Below are 18,757 nucleotides of genomic sequence, written 5' to 3'. Positions count from 1 at the left end.
TTAGCTGCCCCGACCGACGTTGGCGGCGTAGGCATCATGGGTGCGATACGCCTGGCGTGCACTGGTATGCGGACGCGGCTGCTGCATATCCTGCAGCGGCTCGCGCGGGCTCAGACGAAGAGAGGCATTCTCTACCCCCGCGATATTGTTATTCGCTGCATCGATATCGGCAGCGGCGGACTCGCCCGTCGACGGCGCCTTGCTGTCCTTCGAATCCTGCTTTGCGCCCTGCCCGTTCTGGCCGGAGCCGGAATCCTCGCCCTGTTCAGGCTTGACCTTGACCGCAGCGCCCGGCTGAAGCTGGCCGAGACCGGACACAATCACCTGTTCGCCGCCCGACAGACCGGATTCGACAAGCCGACCACCCTCGACATCCGGACCGAGTTCCACTTCCATCGCCTTGGCCTTGCCGTCTTCGCCGACGACATACACCTGGGTCTGCTGCTCACCGTCCGATATCGCGACATTGGGCACCACCACCGCGTTGTGGCGGGTATCCAGACGAATGCGTGCACGTACATAGCGGCCCGGCATCAACGCATTGTTCGCGTTTTCCACCACCGCGCGCAGCTGGACCGTACCGGTTTCCGGATTGATCGTGCTCTGGGTGAAGTCAACCACGCCCTTGGCCGGGAACTCGTCACCGCCGGGCAGAATGATGGTGGCCTCACGCGTGCGATCGCTTGTGCGCTGCGCGCCCATCGCTGCAAGCGCCTTGTTGCGCGCGATCGCGTCATCTTCCGGCAGCGCGAACAGAACCTGCACCGGATCGAGCTGGGTGATGGTCGTAAGCTGAGTCCCATTGCTGACCAGTGCACCCTCGTCCACATCGCGCAGACTGGTCACGCCCGTCAGCGGGGCCTTGACCTTGGTATAGCCGAGGTCGATCTGAGCCGCATCGAGATTGGCCTGCGCCTGCTGGACCGAGGCTCGTGAGGTTTCAAGCTGCGAAAGCGAATCGTCGCGCTCGGCCTCGCTGACCGCGTCCACGTCATAAAGACGACGCACCCGCCCCCAGTTACGCTGCGCCTGGTTCAGGGTGGCCTTGGCGCTGGCCAGTTCGGCCTTGCGCTGGTTGACCACGGCCTGGAACGGGCGCGGATCGATCGTGAACAGCATGTCGCCTTGCTCGACGATCTCGCCTTCGTTATAGAAGCGTTTCTCGAGAATGCCTTCGACACGCGCGCGCACTTCCACCGTTCGGCGCCCGCGTACCCGGCCCGGGTACTCGGACATGATATCCACGCTATGCGGAATGACGGTATGCACATCGACCGGCACAGGCGGCTGTTGCTGCTGTCCCTGCTGCTGACCCCCACCGCCATTGCCTTCGCCACCGCTACAGGCAGCAAGCACAACGGTAAATACAACCAGACAGGAAACACGCAGGCCGATCGAGACGCGGCGCGCGTGCGCAGAAAAAGGGTGGTGCATAGAACTATTCCCGAGGGGGTCGGAATAACTAGATGAATCTACCATTAACTATACATACATTCGCGTATGTATGTAAGAAACTTTTGGGGTATGCTTTCCATATCAGCACGATCGAATGACGAGGCGATGGCACGACGCACCAAGGACCAATCCGCGCAGACTCGTGAAACTATACTCGACGCAGCCGAGGTCGAGATGCAGGCACGAGGCGTATCGCAGACGTCCCTCGATCGCATCGCGCGCCGTGCCCAGGTCACGCGAGGCGCGATCTACTGGCATTTCTCCGACAAGCGCGCCCTGCTCGAGGCGATGGTGGCGCGCACCCATCTGCCGCTGCGCGATCTGCGCCAATGTCTGAGTCAGCATATCCCGGGCAACGAACCGCTGTGGCTGCTTCGCGAAATGATGCGCCACGGCCTTGAGCGACTGGGCAACGACGCACAGCATCGGCGCGTTTGTCATATTGTAATGCACCGCTGCGAAATCACCGAAGACGGCAACCCGGCCGACGCACTCATGCGGGCGATGTTCGAGGATGCACGAGAAGTGCTTCTATCGCTATGCAACGAAATCGCCCAACTCGGCCAGCTTCACGCGCAGTTGTCGGTACGAGAGGCCACCGACATCGTCATGGCCTTTATGTGCGGCCATTATGAATGCGTACTACGCCATCCCGAAACCTATGCCGCGGATCGTGACTGGGCGCCGCTGGTGGATGCCGCGCTCCGGGGTCTGATCGACGAAGCCGCCAGCGTGGCGCTACGGCGTCATGCCGCCATGGACACGCCCGATACGGCAGTCGTCGAATAATCCAGCGTCAGAACAGCTGACTATGCGGGCTGTTTTCAGCACCACGCCCGTCCTTCATTCGACAAGGCTTCGCGGCTGACAGCTGCGGCGAATACGCGCGAGGCACGTATTCGTTCTATTAAGCTGCGTAATCAACTATTTTCATACCGGAATAAAGGCGGTTTACCTGTCATTCGTTGTGCGTGAGTCCAGCGCATTGCGCTGCGTTTGATCCCGATACGCCAGTGGCGGCCTCGGGGCGACCGGCACGCTCGGCGCTCGCCGAGGCACGACATAGACCGGCGCGATGGGCCGATCGCGTACGAAGAAACCGTACGTCGTGGCGGGCTCGATCACGATACGCCGCTGTGGACCGAGAAAGCGCGGCCCCTTGGACAACAGGAACAGATCAATCACGGCCTTGAATCGAGCCAGATACTCGCGCGTCTCGGCGCGCAGTGGCTGACGACGATCTTCCTGCGGCCGGATATAGGCGACCGCCTCGGCGCCGTTGTAACGGGCGATGAACAGCGCGCGATAGTCGTGATAGCGCTGCGAAATGATCACGAACCGATCGAGCCCGAACACGCGCTGCGCGCGTACGACCGAATCAAGCGTACGAAACCCGGCGAAATCGAACGTGAGCGCATGATCCGGCACGCCCAGCCGGCGCAGCGCCTGATACATCTTGCGCGGCTCGTTGTATGTGCGATCCGGGTTGGCGCCGGACAGCAGCAAATGACGCACGTGGCCGGCAGCGTAGAGTTCGGCGGCGGCCATCATCCGATGGGTAAACAGCAGATTGCGATTGCCGTAGCGAGTAAACGGGCTGGTGCCGAGAACAACGCCGACATCGTGCACGCCCAACCGCCCCATGTCGTCCACGATGAGCTCGCGCGTGGCCGACACCACCCAGGCATTGGCCGCCGTGATCAGTAACAGCACGCAGCCGGTCGCGCTCAAAGCGAGCTTGACGATACGACGAGCAACGCCGCGGCTGAATAATGTCGATAGAGATAAAACGGTCATCACGGCGATGGCGGCGCAGGACGCTGGGCAGGATAGCGCGAAAACGATACGGGCATCGCAGCGGAACCGCGACGACCGACATCACATCTCAGTCCGCCAGCCGGTCGATCGCCGCCTCGAGCCCATCCAGAGTCATCGTATACATACGATCATCCATGAGTTCACGCGTCATCTGAATCGACGGCGTGTAATCCCAGCGCTGGCGCGGCTCCGGGTTGAGCCACACTGCGTTGGGAAAGCTACCGAGCAGCCGTTGCAGCCATACCGCGCCGGCTTCGGCGTTCCAATGTTCGACCGAACCGCCGGGATAGGCAATTTCGTAAGGGCTCATGGTCGCGTCGCCGACAAAGATGGCTTTGTAATCGGACGTGTAGGTATGACACACATCCCAGGTCGAGTGCTGCTGGGTGCGCCGGCGCCGGTTATCGCGCCACAGCCCCTCGTAGGGAAAATTGTGGAAGTAGTAGTACTCGAGATGTTTGAACTCGGCGCGTGCAGCCGAGAACAGCGACTCCACGGTCGCGACATGATCGTCCATTGACCCGCCGACATCGAAGAAGATCAGCAGCTTCACGGCGTTGCGCCGCTCGGGGCGCATATGCAGATCCAGATGGCCGGCGTTCTTGGCGGTCGCACGAATCGTGCGCTCCATATCGAGTTCTTCGTCCGCGCCTTCGCGGGCGAAACGACGTAGCTTGCGTAGCGCCATCTTGATATTGCGGGTGCCGATTTCCTGGGCGCCGTCGAGGTTCGCGAACTCGCGCTTGTCCCATACCTTGACGGCACGGCGATGCCGCGAACCGTCCTGGCCGATACGAATGCCTTCCGGGTTGTAACCATAGGCGCCGAACGGCGAGGTGCCGGCCGTACCGATCCACTTGCTTCCGCCTTCGTGGCGCTCACCCTGCTCTTCGAGCCGCTTCTTGAGCGTCTCCATGAGCTTGTCCCAGCCACCCATGGCCTCGATCTGTGCCTTCTGTTCGTCGGACAGCTCGAGCTGCTTCATCTTCTCGAGCCATTCGTCCGGAATATCGGTGGTCAGATCCTCTGTCGCCGCCTGGATACCGTCGAAGTAGTGGCCGAAGACCTGATCGAAGCGATCGAACTTGGTTTCGTCCTTGATCAGCGTCGCCCGCGACAGGTAATAGAAGTTCTCAACGCTCATGCCGCCGACGTGATGATCCAGCGCCTCCAACAGCGTCAGATACTCCGTCACCGACGGCTTGAGCCCGGCGTCGCGTAGTTCGTAGAAAAATTCGATCAGCATGGCAGTGCGCGAATTGCGACGCGCGCAGCTGTTAACCGCGACGCGTCATGAACGCGAGGCGCTCGAACAGGTGGACGTCCTGTTCGTTCTTGAGCAGCGCGCCGTGAAGCGGCGGCAACGCATCGCGGGCATTCTTGGAATGCAGCGCTTCGGCCGGAATATCTTCGGCCAGCAGCAGTTTCAACCAGTCCAGCAGCTCCGATGTCGACGGCTTTTTCTTGATGCCGGGTACGTCGCGCACGTCGAAGAACAGATCCATGGCGTCGGATAGCAGGTTCTTCTTGATATCCGGGAAATGGACATCGACGATGTCGCGCATCGTGTCCTTGTCCGGAAACGAGATGAAGTGAAAGAAGCAGCGGCGCAGAAAAGCGTCCGGCAGTTCCTTTTCATTGTTCGAGGTGATGATGATGATCGGCCGATGGCGTGCTTCGATGGTCTGATGCGTTTCGTACACATCGAAGGCCATACGATCGATTTCGCGCAACAGATCGTTCGGAAATTCGATATCGGCCTTGTCGATCTCGTCGATCAGCAATACCGGCTGGGTATCGCAGGTAAAGCACTCCCACAGCGGGCCGGGCACGATGTAGTTGGCGATATCGTGCACTTTCTCATCGCCGAGCTGCGAATCACGCAGTCGCGATACCGCATCGTATTCATAGAGCCCCTGCTGGGCCTTGGTCGTGGACTTGATATGCCACTGGAAGAACGGCTTGTCGAGCGCGACCGCGACTTCCTCGGCCAGCATGGTCTTGCCGGTGCCCGGCTCGCCCTTGATCAGCAACGGCCGCTGCAGGGTCGCCGCCGCATTCACGGCGAGTTTCAGATCGTCGGTGGCGACATAGCGCTCGGTACCGGTGAATTGCGTGGTCATAAACGTGAATCGCGGTTGGAGTTCGGATCGATCGCGGTGGCGACCAAACAGTCAGTGTCGTAGAAATGAAACGCCTTTTCAATAAAGACGCTCAGTCAAAACGCCCGGTGCGAAGACCGGGCGTGGGATCAGCTCGACGCCGTTTACTCGCCGGCGCGTTGCTCGAGCACGGCAATCGCCGGCAGCGTCTTGCCTTCGAGAAACTCGAGAAAGGCGCCGCCGCCGGTCGAGATATAGGACACATCATCCTCGATGCGGTATTTCTCGATCGCAGCCAGGGTATCGCCGCCGCCGGCGATCGAAAACGCCTTGCTGCGCGCAATCGCTCGCGCGAGCACATGGGTGCCGCCCCCGAACTGATCGATTTCGAAAACGCCGATCGGGCCGTTCCATACGATGGTGCCGGCATTCTCCATGATCGCCGCGATCCGGTCGCGGCTCTCCGGGCCGAAATCGAGAATCATCTCGTCGTTTTCGAGTTCGGTCACGGGGCGAACTTCCGGATGGGCCTCGGGCGAGACTTCCGTCGCGGCCACCACGTCCGTCGGCAACGGAATTTCACCACCTCGGCTGCGAATCTCGCGGTCAATCAGACGTGCAGCGCTCACCAGATCCGGCTCGTGCAGCGATGCGCCGACATTATGGCCGGCGGCTGCCAGGAACGTATTGGCAATGCCGCCACCGACGATCAGCTGATCCGCCACGTTGGCCAGGCTTTCAAGCAGCTCCAGCTTGGTCGATACCTTCGACCCGCCGACGATCACCACCAGCGGGCGTGCGGGATCACCCAGAGCGGCCTGAAGCGCCTCGACTTCGGCCGACAGCAACGGCCCGGCACAGGCAACCGGGGCGTAGCGGGCCACGCCTTCGGTCGATGCCTGCGCGCGATGGGCCGTACCGAACGCGTCCATGACGAAGACATCGCACAGAGCGGCCATCTTGCGCGAAAGCGTCTCGTCGTTGGCTTTTTCGCCTACGTTGAAACGCACGTTCTCGCACATGACGATCTCGCCCTCGCCGACGTCCACGCCGTCGAGCCAATCGGTTGCCAACGGCACATCGCGACGCAACAGATCCGACAGATAACGGGCCACCGGCTCGAGACTGTGCTCGCTGTCAGGCTGACCTTCCTTGGGACGGCCGAGGTGCGACATGACCATCACCCGCGCACCGGCATCGAGTGCCGCCTGGATAGTCGGCACCGACGCTTTCAAGCGGCCGGCCGAACTGACCTCGCCGTTGGCGAACGGCACGTTCAGATCCTGACGGATCAGCACGCGCTTGCCGGCGAGATCGACGTCTTGCATCTTGAGCATGTCGGTCATATGCGCTCCTCGGTCTCGTCGCCCTGCTTAACCGGCTTTGGCCAGCGCCAATGCGGTGTCGAGCATACGGTTGGAGAAGCCCCACTCGTTGTCGTACCACGCGCAGACCTTCACGAGCTTGCCACCGGCAACCTTGGTCAACGGCGCATCCACCGTGGACGAAGCCGGATCATGGTTGAAGTCCTGCGAGACCAGCGGCGCTTCACTGTAGGCGAGCACGCCCTTGAGCGGGCCTTCGGCGGCCTGCTTGAGCACGGCATTGACGTCTTCGGCGGTGGTGTCCTTGGAAACCTGAGCGGTCAGATCGACCATCGAGACGTTGATCGTGGGCACGCGCACGGCAAAGCCGTCAAGCTTGCCGTTGAGTTCCGGCAGAACCAGGCCAACGGCCTTGGCGGCACCGGTGGCGGTCGGGATCATGCTCTGGGTGGCACTGCGCGCACGACGCAGGTCCTTGTGATAGACGTCGGTGAGCACCTGGTCGTTGGTGTACGAGTGGATGGTGTTCATCAGCCCGTATTCGATGCCGAAGGCGTCGTGTAGCGGCTTGACCAGCGGCGCGAGGCAGTTGGTCGTGCACGATGCATTCGAGATGACCTTGTCATCGGCGGTAATGGTCTCGTGGTTGACGCCGTACACCACGGTGGTGATGTCGCCGGCCGGGGCCGAGATCAACACTTTCTTGGCGCCACCGTCGAGATGGGCGCTGGCCTTGTCCTTGCTGGCGAACAGGCCGGTGCACTCCATGACGATGTCCACGTCGAGTTCACCCCACGGCAGATCGGCCGGGTTACGCTCGGCGAGCACTTTGATCTTGTCGCCGTTGACGACCATGTACTCGCCTTCGATGGAGACCTCTCCCGGGAAACGCCCGTGGGCCGTGTCGTACTGAGTGAGATGCGCATTCGCCTCGGCGTCGCCCAGATCGTTGATCGCAACAATCTCGATCTCGCCGTTGCGGCCGGATTCATACAGCGCACGCAGCACGTTGCGCCCGATACGACCGTAACCGTTGATCCCGACTTTGACTGCCATAGCTACCTCTTTTCTATCGATCTGGCCGATTTACTGGGGCCAGGAAAAACATGAGTTTGAATTCAATTTGGTGACTAACCCAACTGGCCGCGCAGGGCATCGACCACACCATCGACGGTGACGCCCATTTCGGCATAGACCTCATCCGCCGGGGCGGACGAGCCGAAATCGTTTACGCCAACGACCTGACCGGTCGCGCCCACGAACCGATACCAGCTGTCACTCACGCCGGCTTCGACCGCCACGCGTGCGGTGATCGTCGAAGGCAGAACCGATTCGCGATAGTCCGCGCTCTGGGCATTGAAGGCTTCGATACAGGGCATGGACACAACGCGCACACCCACGCCCGCTTCGGCCAGCCGGTCCGCAGCAGCGACCGCCAGCTCCAGCTCGGAGCCGGTACCGATGACCAGCGCCTTGGCCTCGCCTTCGGGTTCCCGCAACACGTAACCACCGCGCGCAATAGCGGCAACCTGGCCCGCATCCCGTGGCTGGTGGTCGACGTCCTGACGTGACAGCGCCAACGCGGTCGGACCGTTTTCACGTTCGATGGCCGCCTGCCATGCCACCGCAGTCTCGACATCGTCGCCCGGACGCCACACATGCAGATTCGGTATCAAGCGCAGGCTGGCGATATGTTCGACCGACTGATGGGTCGGGCCGTCTTCGCCCAGGCCGATCGAGTCGTGGGTATAGACCAGCACGTTGCGCGAACGCATAAGCGCGGCCATACGCACCGCGTTGCGGGCATAGTCCGAAAACGTCAGGAACGTTGCACCGAAAGGCGTGAAACCGCCGTGCAGGCTCAGCCCGTTGGTGATCGCCGTCATGGCGAATTCGCGTACGCCGTAATAGACATAGTTGCCGCTGTAGTCGTTCGCGGTAATCGGCACGTGACCTTTGAAGTCGGTACCGTTGGAGCCGGACAGATCGGCCGAGCCGCCGATGAGTTCGGGCAACAGCGCAGCATAGGCTTCGATCGCTGCCTTGGACGACTTACGCGTGGCTGTACGCTTGCCTTCGGCCTGTACCTTTTCGATGAAAGCGCGACACTGGGCCGGCCAGTCACGTGGCATCTGCCCGGCCAGGCGGCGCTCGAACTCTGCCATATCGTCGGCATGTTTCGATGCATAGGACGCACGTGCGTCCTGCCAGTTCTTCTCGGCGGTGGCGCCTTTGTCGTGCTTGTCCCAGGCCGCATAGATGTCGTCGGGCACGGCAAAGCGTGTGTCGTCGTTCCAGCCGATCTGTTTGCGTGCCGCGGCGATTTCTTCATCGCCGAGTGCCGCGCCGTGCACGCCGGCAGTGCCCTGCTTGTTGGGCGAACCCCAGCCGATCACCGTCTTGCAGCAGATCAAGGTGGGCTTGCCGGTTTCCTGGCGGGCGGTTTCGATCGCGGTCTTGATCTCGTCGGCTTCGTGGCCGTCGACGTTACGGATGACCTGCCAACCGTAGGCTTCGAAACGTGCCGGGGTATCGTCGGTGAACCAGCCACGGGTTTCGCCGTCGATCGAGATGCCGTTGTCGTCGTAGAACACCACGAGCTTGCCCAGCCCCAGCGTGCCGGCGAGCGAACAGGCTTCGTGAGAAATGCCTTCCATGAGACAACCGTCGCCTGCGAAACACCAGGTGTAGTGATCCACAAGCGTGGCGTCGGCATGATTGAAACGCGCGGCGAGCGCGGCTTCGCCGAGCGCCATGCCGACCGCGTTGGCCAGACCCTGGCCCAGCGGCCCAGTCGTGGTTTCCACGCCCGGGGTCATGAAGTTCTCTGGATGGCCCGGCGTCTTCGAATGCAGCTGACGAAAATTCTTGATGTCGTCCAGCGATAGGTCATAGCCGGTCAAATGCAGCACTGCGTACTGCAACATCGAGCCATGGCCGTTGGACAGAATAAAGCGGTCGCGATCGACCCAATCCGGATTGCCCGGATTGATCTTTATATAGTCGTTGAACAGGACTTCGGCAATATCGGCCATGCCCATCGGCATGCCGGGATGGCCAGAGTTTGCCTGCTGGACGGCGTCCATCGACAGAATACGGATGGCATTGGCGAGATCACGGCGTGCAGGCATCGATAATCCTATGACGCGGCTTGACAAAGGCCGTGCATTGTCTATTAAAGCGCTCAAGCGGGCAACACGCGATTAGTTCATAGCAGCCCTCCCTCGCCGCCGCGACATCACCGCTTCGCATGAGCACAGCATGCGCAAATCGCGCGTGCTCACGCGCCGACGACGCTTGTCATGGTCCGTTGATGAATAGATCGGCGAAAGCGAAATCCGGGCAAACCGTCATCCATAAAAACTATTATTATCATTATTTTGGGCCATTTTTCCCAATTAAAAGCTCGACCGATACGAAGAATTTCCCCTGGATAAAAGACAAGAACGAGTCGTCATACACACGGGCCGGCCTATTCGTTGTGCTCGCGTCAAATCCAAGGGTATCGAAATTACCGTGCCATTCCGCCCGTGCTGGACCGGCGGAATAACGCACGCCGACGATGCCCTCTTTTATCGGTCGTGCGACCGGTGCAACGAAAATTGGAGGGATAAGGTCATGTCAAATCAAAGCGAAGAAACAAGACGGAACAGCGCGGTGGAAATCGTCAGCGGTACGACCGGCAAACCCATCAGCAATTCACGGCGCCGCTTTCTTGCCAACGCCGGCATGTTTTCTGCAGGCCTGGTCGGCAGCTCGCTGCTCGCCGCCTGCAGCGACAACGACGGCTTTGCCAACGCTCAGGACGATAGCGATGACGGCATCAGCGATGCTGCCGTGCTGCAGTTCGCGCTCAACCTCGAATATCTGGAAGCCGAATATTATCTGCGTGCCGTAACCGGCAACGGCCTGATGGATGACGATATCAATGGCGGCAACATGGCCGTGGGATCGGTGACTGGCGGTCGAGCAGTCACCTTCACGACAGAGCCTCTGATCGGGCGTTATGCTGCAGAAATTGCGTCCGACGAACTCGATCATGTCCAATTCCTGCGTGGCGGGCTCGGAGACGGCGTAATTGCACGCCCGCCGATCAATTTCACCGATGCATTCAACTCGGCCGCACAAGCAGCCGGCCTGAGTGCTTTCGACCCCTTTGCCGACCCGGTCAGCTTCCTCATCGGCGCGTTCATCTTCGAAGACGTAGGCGTGACGGCTTACAAGGGCGGCGCCCGCTTTCTGAGCAACCCGGATTTTCTGACCGCCGCCGCCGGCATCCTGTCGGTGGAGGGCTATCACGCCGGACTGGTCCGCACGATCCTTACACAGCGCCAGGACGAGCCCTATCTCGATACCGGCCTCACCGTGGGCCAGGTGGTCAACGCAATTTCCGGGGCGCGCGACGACCTGGACGGCAGCGAGGCCCTGGATCAGGGTATTGGCAACGCCCAGACCACGGTGTCGATCTACGGCACGTCGTACTCGGCGTCCAATATCGTGCCCACCGACGATAATGGCATCACCTTCAGCCGCACCCCGCAGCAGGTCCATAACATCGTATACCTCACGCCAATGGCGCAGCCCGGCGGCGGCACGGTCGGCAGCAGCAACGGCGGCGGTTTCTTCCCGGATGGCACGCGAGGCACGCTGACCGCGAGCGCGGCGAGTGCTGATAACTCGAGTGACGATGGGTAAGCAACAGCCTCGTTAACTCAGACACAGAAACCCCGGCAATCGTCGGGGTTTCTTTTGTATGAGATACGCACAAGCCGAACACACTTGCGCCGCGCACAAACCCGCGACCATGTCTCGGCTCATCGTACTCGAGGTCATAAGGGTCAGCGCGGATACGGATAGTACTTACCGCTCATATCGATACCATCACGCGACTGCGATTCGAACACTACGCGCGCGTTTAATGATTGAAAGCCACCCCATTGCAGCCGTGCTCGGCGCGCTGTTTGTATTGATCGTCGCTTATGACGGTGCGCGTACGACGTTGTCGGCCTCTACATCCGGGCCGCTCACCCGTCGCCTGAGTGCTGCCTTATGGCGCGTGCTGCTGTTCGTGCATAGGCTCAGCCCTCGCCATGGCATGCTCGAACGCGCCGGCACCTGGATTACGCTGACCCTGATTCTGAGCTGGGTGCTGATCGCCTGGCTGGGCTGGGGGTTGTTATTCCTTGCCAGCCCCGAAGCCGTACTGAACTCCACGACGAAAATTCCCGCCAGCCTGATAGAACGGATCTACTTCGCCGGCTTTACACTGACTACGCTCGGCGTCGGCGATTTCGTGCCAGGTAACGGGTGGGCTCGTATTCTGACAGTGGTGGCATCAGCCAACGGCCTGCTGCTGTTCACGATGTCGATCACCTATGCGATTCCGATCATCTCGGCGGCGACCGAAAAGCGGCAACTCGCATTGACCATCAATGCCATGGGTGAAAGTCCGTTCGATATCTGTCGGACCACCGTCGGCAGTGGCGACTTCGCCACGCTCGCGTCACAACTCGAACAGATCGGCTCCGCGATTGCCGACGCCGGGCAAAAGCATCTGGCGTACCCAATCCTCCACTACTTTCACAGCGCCGACACCATGACGGCGCTACCGCTTGCCCTTGCGCGTCTGGATCAGACGCTGACGATCATCGATAGCGCCCATCAGAGCCTGCCCGACGACACGCGTGCGCGTATCGCCATTACACGGCGCAACATCGCGCATTTTCTCGGTACGCTGGAAAGCGCGTTCATTCGGCCCAGCGCCCGGAATCCGCACATACCGGCACTTGACGATTTCATCGCCTTCGACTTCTTTGGCGCCCCTGCGCAAGCCGTACGCGAGCAACTCATGCATACGGACCATCAGAAACTGCTGCATGCCTACGTGCGCGACGACGGCTGGCGCTGGGAAGCGGTCTGGCACGCCGATAACGCCGACGACGCAGCGACTGGCGACCCCGACGAACGGCGTTAAACGGGCTTGAGTTCAGCCAGACGTTCGGCGCCGGCCACAAGCGTGGCGTCGCTCTTGGCAAAACACAGACGCAATAAGCGTATATCCGGCGAGGTTTCGAAGAACGGGCTCAGCGGCACACCGGCCACGCCTACTTCTCGTACGAGCCACTGAGAAAATGTCGCATCGTCGACATCCCGAATCGGCGAGTAGTCGACAAGCTGAAAATAGCCGCCCGGAACGTCGCGTAATATCAACGGCGTATCAGCCAGAAGCGCACGAAAACGATCGCGCTTGGCCTGATAGAAATCCGCCAGCTGCAGGTGGTGTGGTGATTCGCTCGCAAGCATCTCGGCCAGCGCCCATTGGGCCGGCGCGAAGGTGGCAAACGTCAGGTATTGGTGCACCTTGCGCAGCTCGGCAGTCAACGGCGGCGGCGCCACGCAATAGCCAATCTTCCAGCCGGTGCAATGATAGGTTTTGCCGAACGAGCTGATCACGAAGCTGCGCGCGGCCAGTTCGTCGTGCCGTGCCACGCTTTGATGCGCGTGGCCGTCGAAAACGATGTGTTCGTAGACCTCATCCGACAACACGATGATCGGCGTATCGCGCAGCAACTCCGCCAGGCGATCGAGATCTACCGCATCTAGAACGGCGCCGGTCGGGTTGTGTGGCGAGTTGACGATCAGCATGCGCGTACGCGGGCTGATGGCATCGGCAACACGTTGCCAGTCGACAGCGAAATCCGGCTGCCGAAGCGGCACGCGAATGGCGGTCGCGTTCTGCAACTCGATGGCAGGCACATAACAGTCGTACGCCGGATCGAGCACGACGACTTCATCGCCGGCGCTCACGGTGGCCGCGATCGCGGCGAATATCGCCTCGGTGGCGCCCGATGTCACCGTGACTTCGGTTTCCGAATCGGTCTGCCGCCCGTACATAGCAGCGGTCTTGTACGCGATCTGCTCGCGCAGCGAACCCACACCGATACCGGGTGGATACTGGTTTCGACCATCGGCAACCGCGCGTGCGAGCGCCTCGCGCAATCGAGCCGGCGGTTCGAAGTCGGGAAACCCCTGCCCCAGATTCACGGCGTTGTATTTCGCCGCGAGTTCGCTCATCACGCTGAAGATCGTAGTGCCGACGGCAGGCAGTTTGCTGGCGAGTTGCATGCGCATGATCGCGGTCTTTCAAACAAGGCGGAATAGTAGGGCCTGTGGCGACTTCCTGCGAACCAATGGCGAACCGATCTGACGGGACCTGCGTGATCGGCTATACTCGCCACCGTCTTCAGGGCGGGGTGTAATTCCCCACCGGCGGTATGTCGTACTCGACGAGCCCGCGAGCGCCTCGATTCATCGTCGAGGGTCAGCAGATCTGGTGCAATGCCAGAGCCGACGGTTAGAGTCCGGATGAAAGAAGACGCACGGCGGCCACCGTATAGGTGCACGCCTTTCGCGCCTGTCGCCCTGAAACGTTGACTCAGCCAAGAGGACGTTTCATGCCCCAACACGATTTCAACAACCACCCGCGCCTGGCCGCAGCGATCGCCGCGTTCCAGGCAGGCGACCCGGTGCTGCTGCTCGACGACGCGGATCGCGAAAACGAAGCCGACATCGTTGCCGCCGCCGACAATCTCAAGACCGAAACCATGGTCCGCATGATCCGTAACGGCAGCGGCATCGTCTGCCTGTGCCTGGATCAGGCCAGCGCCGATGCGCTCGAACTCGAGCCCATGGTGCGCGACAACCAGGCACGCCACGGCACCGGCTTCACGGTTTCGATCGAAGCCGCCGAGGGCGTGACCACCGGAGTCTCGGCTATCGATCGCGTACGCACGATCCAGGCCGCGCTTGAGTCAGTCGACGGGCCGCGCCGTATCGTCAGTCCCGGGCATGTGTTTCCGCTGCGCGCACGCGCCGGTGGCGTGCTGGAGCGCCGTGGTCATACCGAAGGCTCGCTCGACCTGGCCATTCTGGCCGGTCTGCGCCCGGCATCGGTTCTGTGCGAATTGATGAACGATGACGGCACAATGGCAGGAAACGACGATATCCAGCGCTATGCAGAGACCCATAACCTGCCGGTTCTGACCATCGAGGAAATAGCGGCTTACCGCGCGACGCGCACTGCGCGCTGCGCCTAAGGAAGTTCCTCTGCGATCTGCTCAGATGACGACAACAGCGCGCCGGGCTATCCTTTGACCATGACTAGTGCTTCCAAGACATCCGACGACGGCGCCGATACCGCGCCACAGGAATTCTCGATCGATGCGCTGGCGCGCGAAACCGGCAGCACGGTGCGCAACATCCGCGCCTACCAGGACCGCGGGCTGCTCCCACCGCCAGAGCGGCGGGGGCGCAAAGGTATTTACAACGACGCGCATCTGTCGCGTCTTCGCATCATCAATCGCCTGCTTGAGCGCGGCTATACGCTGGCCAACATCGGCGAGCTGATTGGAAGCTGGGAGCGCGGCAACGATATCGGCAGCCTGTTGGGGCTCGAAACGGCCGTCGCCAGCCCCTGGACAGACGAAGTCCCCGACTACGTCACGATGCCGCAGTTGCTCAAGAAGTTTGGCGGCCAGTTCTCGCGTTCGGCGCTTAAAAAAGCGATCGAACTGGATGTGATTCGTCCCGAGGGCATGCGCTATCGCGTGCCCAGTCCGCGCATGCTGCATGCAGGCGCAGAACTGGTTGCGGTCGGCATTCCACTCGAAGAAATGCTCGACGTGGTCGCCTACCTGCGCCGCAACGTCGAACAGGCCGCCGATGAAATGGTGCGCCTGGTCGCCATGCATGTATTCGATCGCTATGGCGAAGGGCAACTGCCCCCGAAAGAGGACATGCCGGAACTCGCCGATATCGTGTGGCGCTTTCGTCCACTCGTGGAAATGGCAGTACTGCCGGAAGTCGCGCGTGCGATGGGCCAGGCAGCCGACCGCCACCTGGGCGACCGTCTCGCCTTGCTGATGGAACATCTGCACGACGCGCGCTAACGCTCGCGCGCCGCGCTTGAAGCGCGGTAGTCGATTGGTACCGGCTTGCCAATTCGGTCGGTCGATAATCCTGTCCCAATAGCACGCCAAGCGAACCGATAAAACGGCGCCGACGGCCTCGCCGTTTGCGTTCGTGCCGTCATTGCGGCACCGCAACATCAAAGTTGCGCTTCCTTGATCTTTGTGACACCGTTTGATGTAACGATTACATCGAACATGGCCAATGACCAATCACGACAACAACGCCGAGCACTCTGGGGCGCCTGCCCTGGTGCGTGGTGACGGCGTCGATCTGGCCTGTTACGCCGACGGGCCTACCGATGCGCCTGTACTCGTATTCGTACATGGCTACCCTGACAACCACGGCGTGTGGAACCGCATCGTCGCCAAACTCGCTACAGATTATCGCTGTATACGCTACGACGTACGCGGTGCCGGTCGTTCGAGCCGGCCGTCAAGCACAAGCGCCTATACGCTCGATCATCTAGCGGCCGACCTCGCGGCGGTGATTGACTGGGCCAGCCCGGCCGCGCCTGTTCACCTGATCGGCCACGACTGGGGCTCGATCCAGAGCTGGGAAGCGGCAACCGATCCAGCGCTGTCGGACCGTATCGACAGCTTCACTTCCATTTCCGGGCCGTGCCTGGACCACGTCGGCTACTGGCTTCGCCAGCAGTGGCATACCGATCGCGCCGGCCTGCTCAAGCAGCTGCGCAAGTCCTGGTACGTGTTTGCGTTCCATCTGCCGGGGCTGCCCTCGCTGCTTTGGTACGCAGGCCTCGGCCGCCGCTGGCCGTCGATCGTGGCGCGCATGGAAGGCATGACCCTGCCCGAAAACCCGAGCCAGGCGCGCGACGGCGCAACCGGCATCGCGCTGTATCGCGCCAACATCGTCGCTCGGCTACGCGCACCGCGTAAGCGTCGCGCACAGATGCCAGTACAGGTGATCGTGCCCGCGCGCGATCCGTTCGTCGGGCCCGGCTTCGTGGCCGGCCTCGACCGGTGGGTAACAACGCTCACCGTGAAAAAAATCGACGCAGCGCACTGGGCGATCCAGAGCGAGGCCGAGACGATCGCAACGCATTGCCGCCATTTCGTCGATGCCATTCACGCCGAAACGGCACCACAGCGCACCCGGAATCCGTCTTCTCCGGAACCCGCGCAAACCAGCGCTTGAGGAGGTTCTCATGATCCAGACCACAGCCGACCTGCAGCAGCAATTCAATGGCTATAGCGGCCCGGTCATGCCCGAGCGGCGCGATCTGCATTTCCTGCCGCCGGGCGATCGTATCTGCGACTGGCATCAGGCCGGGCCCAACGTGACCCAGTTCATGAATGCGCTGAGCCTGTTCTTTCCCGCCGGCGAGCGCATGTTCATCGATGCCGTACGCGCCTATCGCGACGAGATTCCCGACCCCGATCTGCGCAAGGCCGCGACCGCGTTCATCGGTCAGGAAGCGATGCATTCGCGCGAACATATCGAATACAACCAGCTCATGGACGCGGCCGGTCTGCCGGCCAGCGAGCTGGATGCCCAGGTATGGGCGCATACCGAATACGTAAAAAAGCACAGCTCGAAAGTCACGCCGCTGCTGATGACGATCGCGCTCGAGCATTTCACCGCGCTCATGGGCGATACGTTGCTGCGCTATCCCGAACAGATGGCCGGCTCGCAGGCAGACTACGAACGCATGTGGCGCTGGCACGCGCTTGAAGAAGTCGAACACAAGGCCGTGGCCTACGACGTCTACGAGAAATGCGTCGGCCGCGGGCCCAAGGCGTATGCCATGCGCAGCGCCATCATGCTCACTACCACGGCCACCTTCTGGCCGCATGTGATGCTGTTCTATCGCCGCTTGGCTGCGGCCGACCCGGCATGCGTGAAAGCCGGCTGGCGCGGACATCTGCACTTGGCGAACTTCATGCTCGGCCGCCCCGGCTATCTACGCAAGCTCTTGCCCGAGTATCTCGCCTATTTCAAATACAGCTTCCACCCCTGGCAGCAGAACAACGCCGATCTGTTGGCTGAAATCGACCAATTGGTAGACGACGCCGAAGCCGCTTACGCGAGCCACACCGCTTAATCGATTGCTTTGAATACGCCGTTTTGCACGGCATACCGACCCCGATCACGGAGGACACCATGAGCAAGAACGCATCTGATGTCGTAAAGAACAAACCGAGTGCTGCAGAACGCGAGTTCCCGCATAGCGAGAACGTCGCGGTCATGCCCGAGCGTCGCGACCTGCATTTCCTGCCGCCTGGCGACCGCATCAACGACTGGCACAAGGAAGGCCCGAACGTGACCCAGTTCATGAACGCGTTGAGCCTGCTGTTCCCGGCCGGCGAGCGTATGTTCATCGATGCGATACGCAGCTATCGCGACGAGATTCCGGACCCGGATCTCAAGAAGGCAGCGACGGCCTTCATCGGCCAGGAAGCGATGCACTCACGCGAGCACATCGAATACAACGAACTGATGGAACAAGCCGGCCTGCCCGCGCACAAGCTTGATCAGTTCACCTGGAACCTGCTCGACTGGATCAAGCAGAACACGCCGAAATCGCTGCCGCTGGCGGCGACCATCGCGCTTGAGCACTACACTGCGTTGATGGGCGACATGCTTCTACGCTATCCGGAAATGATGCAGGGCTCGCAGGAAGATTTCGAACGCATGTGGCGCTGGCACGCGCTCGAGGAAGTTGAGCACAAGGCCGTGGCGTATGACGTTTACGAAAAATGCATCGGTCGTGGTCCGCGCAACTGGGCAGAACGCACATTCGCGATGACGCTCGCCACCACCCTCTTCTGGCCGATTTTGCTCAGCTTCTACTGGCAGATGAGCCGGGCCGACGAAAACTGCCGCAAGCAGGGCTGGAAAGGCCACTTGAAGTTGCTCAACTTCACCATGGGCAAGCCCGGCTTCATTCGGCGCATGATCCCGGAATGGCTAAGCTATTTTCAGTACAGCTTCCACCCGTGGCAGCAGAACAACGCCGATCTGCTGGCCGAGCTCGACGAACTGGTCGACGACGCGGAGGCAGCCTACGCGACACATCACTGATTACGAATCAGTCGATGACGTACAACGGCGCGGTCACGACCGCGC

Annotated in this window: 16 protein-coding genes and 1 riboswitch; of the genes, 8 read left to right on the top strand and 8 right to left on the bottom strand. The window is 61.2% G+C overall.

Going from position 1 to position 18,757, the window contains the following annotated elements:
• Complete coding sequence (locus T5B8_RS04965; protein ID WP_353176776.1) at positions 1-1,434, bottom strand: efflux RND transporter periplasmic adaptor subunit; 1,434 nt, start codon at positions 1,432-1,434, stop codon at positions 1-3.
• A 126-nt stretch (positions 1,435-1,560) separates the two neighbouring features.
• Here T5B8_RS04965 and T5B8_RS04960 point away from each other — a divergent pair, with 126 nt between their 5' ends.
• Entirely contained in the window at positions 1,561-2,244 is a 684-nt protein-coding gene (locus T5B8_RS04960; RefSeq protein ID WP_353159060.1) for a TetR family transcriptional regulator, read from the top strand.
• Positions 2,245-2,406: 162 nt separating this feature from the next.
• Here the strand turns inward: T5B8_RS04960 and T5B8_RS04955 are convergent, their stop codons facing one another.
• The 6 genes from T5B8_RS04955 to tkt all read right to left on the bottom strand — a co-directional run bounded on the left by T5B8_RS04955 (position 2,407) and on the right by tkt (position 9,831).
• Positions 2,407-3,252, bottom strand: a complete 846-nt coding sequence (locus T5B8_RS04955; protein WP_353176774.1) for a SanA/YdcF family protein — start codon at positions 3,250-3,252, stop codon at positions 2,407-2,409.
• An 88-nt stretch (positions 3,253-3,340) separates the two neighbouring features.
• Entirely contained in the window at positions 3,341-4,519 is a 1,179-nt protein-coding gene (locus tag T5B8_RS04950; RefSeq protein WP_353159064.1) for a vWA domain-containing protein, read from the bottom strand.
• A 31-nt stretch (positions 4,520-4,550) separates the two neighbouring features.
• Entirely contained in the window at positions 4,551-5,396 is an 846-nt protein-coding gene (locus tag T5B8_RS04945) for an AAA family ATPase (RefSeq protein ID WP_353176772.1), read from the bottom strand.
• Positions 5,397-5,539: 143 nt separating this feature from the next.
• Positions 5,540-6,721 (bottom strand): phosphoglycerate kinase, encoded by a 1,182-nt coding sequence (locus T5B8_RS04940; protein ID WP_353176770.1) that lies wholly within the window; start codon positions 6,719-6,721, stop codon positions 5,540-5,542.
• Positions 6,722-6,748: 27 nt separating this feature from the next.
• Complete coding sequence (gap, locus tag T5B8_RS04935; RefSeq protein WP_353176768.1) at positions 6,749-7,756, bottom strand: type I glyceraldehyde-3-phosphate dehydrogenase; 1,008 nt, start codon at positions 7,754-7,756, stop codon at positions 6,749-6,751.
• 74 nt (positions 7,757-7,830) lie between these two features.
• On the bottom strand, positions 7,831-9,831 hold the full coding sequence (gene tkt, locus T5B8_RS04930) for a transketolase (RefSeq protein ID WP_353176766.1): 2,001 nt from the start codon (positions 9,829-9,831) through the stop codon (positions 7,831-7,833).
• A gap of 598 nt (positions 9,832-10,429) precedes the next feature.
• On the opposite strand from tkt, the gene T5B8_RS04925 reads away from it, so the two are divergent.
• Positions 10,430-11,395 (top strand): ferritin-like domain-containing protein, encoded by a 966-nt coding sequence (locus T5B8_RS04925; RefSeq protein WP_502950778.1) that lies wholly within the window; start codon positions 10,430-10,432, stop codon positions 11,393-11,395.
• A 223-nt stretch (positions 11,396-11,618) separates the two neighbouring features.
• Positions 11,619-12,674 (top strand): potassium channel family protein, encoded by a 1,056-nt coding sequence (locus T5B8_RS04920; RefSeq protein ID WP_353176764.1) that lies wholly within the window; start codon positions 11,619-11,621, stop codon positions 12,672-12,674.
• Here the strand turns inward: T5B8_RS04920 and T5B8_RS04915 are convergent.
• Complete coding sequence (locus T5B8_RS04915; protein ID WP_353176978.1) at positions 12,671-13,825, bottom strand: methionine aminotransferase; 1,155 nt, start codon at positions 13,823-13,825, stop codon at positions 12,671-12,673. The genes T5B8_RS04920 and T5B8_RS04915 overlap by 4 nt on opposite strands.
• Before the next feature lie 110 nt (positions 13,826-13,935).
• Positions 13,936-14,081, top strand: a riboswitch (FMN riboswitch).
• Positions 14,082-14,154: 73 nt separating this feature from the next.
• Here T5B8_RS04915 and ribB point away from each other — a divergent pair.
• The 5 genes from ribB (at position 14,155) to T5B8_RS04890 (ending at position 18,712) form a co-directional block, all read left to right on the top strand.
• The gene (gene ribB / locus T5B8_RS04910; RefSeq protein ID WP_353176762.1) at positions 14,155-14,796 is read left to right on the top strand and encodes a 3,4-dihydroxy-2-butanone-4-phosphate synthase; all 642 of its coding nucleotides are present in this window, start codon (positions 14,155-14,157) and stop codon (positions 14,794-14,796) included.
• A 60-nt stretch (positions 14,797-14,856) separates the two neighbouring features.
• Complete coding sequence (locus T5B8_RS04905) at positions 14,857-15,648, top strand: MerR family transcriptional regulator (RefSeq protein ID WP_353159079.1); 792 nt, start codon at positions 14,857-14,859, stop codon at positions 15,646-15,648.
• Between the two features lie 223 nt (positions 15,649-15,871).
• Entirely contained in the window at positions 15,872-16,825 is a 954-nt protein-coding gene (locus T5B8_RS04900) for an alpha/beta fold hydrolase (protein ID WP_353176761.1), read from the top strand.
• Between the two features lie 10 nt (positions 16,826-16,835).
• A complete protein-coding gene (locus tag T5B8_RS04895; protein WP_353176759.1) occupies positions 16,836-17,732 on the top strand; it encodes a metal-dependent hydrolase in 897 nt (298 codons plus the stop codon).
• Between the two features lie 59 nt (positions 17,733-17,791).
• The gene (locus tag T5B8_RS04890; RefSeq protein ID WP_353176758.1) at positions 17,792-18,712 is read left to right on the top strand and encodes a metal-dependent hydrolase; all 921 of its coding nucleotides are present in this window, start codon (positions 17,792-17,794) and stop codon (positions 18,710-18,712) included.
• Positions 18,713-18,757: the final 45 nt, after the last annotated feature.

It is taken from the genome of Salinisphaera sp. T5B8, from assembly GCF_040361255.1.
In the GTDB taxonomy this organism is placed as follows: domain Bacteria; phylum Pseudomonadota; class Gammaproteobacteria; order Nevskiales; family Salinisphaeraceae; genus Salinisphaera.
This window is presented reverse-complemented; position numbering and strand designations above follow the sequence as displayed.

Coding starts and splice junctions, on each gene's coding strand:
- T5B8_RS04955 (WP_353176774.1), bottom strand. CDS start 3,252: ATGACCGTTTTATCTCTATCGACATTATTCAGCCGCGGCGTTGCTCGT.
- T5B8_RS04895 (WP_353176759.1), top strand. CDS start 16,836: ATGATCCAGACCACAGCCGACCTGCAGCAGCAATTCAATGGCTATAGC.
- tkt (WP_353176766.1), bottom strand. CDS start 9,831: ATGCCTGCACGCCGTGATCTCGCCAATGCCATCCGTATTCTGTCGATG.
- gap (WP_353176768.1), bottom strand. CDS start 7,756: ATGGCAGTCAAAGTCGGGATCAACGGTTACGGTCGTATCGGGCGCAAC.
- T5B8_RS04940 (WP_353176770.1), bottom strand. CDS start 6,721: ATGACCGACATGCTCAAGATGCAAGACGTCGATCTCGCCGGCAAGCGC.
- T5B8_RS04915 (WP_353176978.1), bottom strand. CDS start 13,825: ATGCAACTCGCCAGCAAACTGCCTGCCGTCGGCACTACGATCTTCAGC.
- T5B8_RS04920 (WP_353176764.1), top strand. CDS start 11,619: ATGATTGAAAGCCACCCCATTGCAGCCGTGCTCGGCGCGCTGTTTGTA.
- T5B8_RS04890 (WP_353176758.1), top strand. CDS start 17,792: ATGAGCAAGAACGCATCTGATGTCGTAAAGAACAAACCGAGTGCTGCA.
- ribB (WP_353176762.1), top strand. CDS start 14,155: ATGCCCCAACACGATTTCAACAACCACCCGCGCCTGGCCGCAGCGATC.
- T5B8_RS04905 (WP_353159079.1), top strand. CDS start 14,857: ATGACTAGTGCTTCCAAGACATCCGACGACGGCGCCGATACCGCGCCA.
- T5B8_RS04925 (WP_502950778.1), top strand. CDS start 10,430: ATGTTTTCTGCAGGCCTGGTCGGCAGCTCGCTGCTCGCCGCCTGCAGC.
- T5B8_RS04965 (WP_353176776.1), bottom strand. CDS start 1,434: ATGCACCACCCTTTTTCTGCGCACGCGCGCCGCGTCTCGATCGGCCTG.
- T5B8_RS04945 (WP_353176772.1), bottom strand. CDS start 5,396: ATGACCACGCAATTCACCGGTACCGAGCGCTATGTCGCCACCGACGAT.
- T5B8_RS04950 (WP_353159064.1), bottom strand. CDS start 4,519: ATGCTGATCGAATTTTTCTACGAACTACGCGACGCCGGGCTCAAGCCG.
- T5B8_RS04900 (WP_353176761.1), top strand. CDS start 15,872: ATGACCAATCACGACAACAACGCCGAGCACTCTGGGGCGCCTGCCCTG.
- T5B8_RS04960 (WP_353159060.1), top strand. CDS start 1,561: ATGGCACGACGCACCAAGGACCAATCCGCGCAGACTCGTGAAACTATA.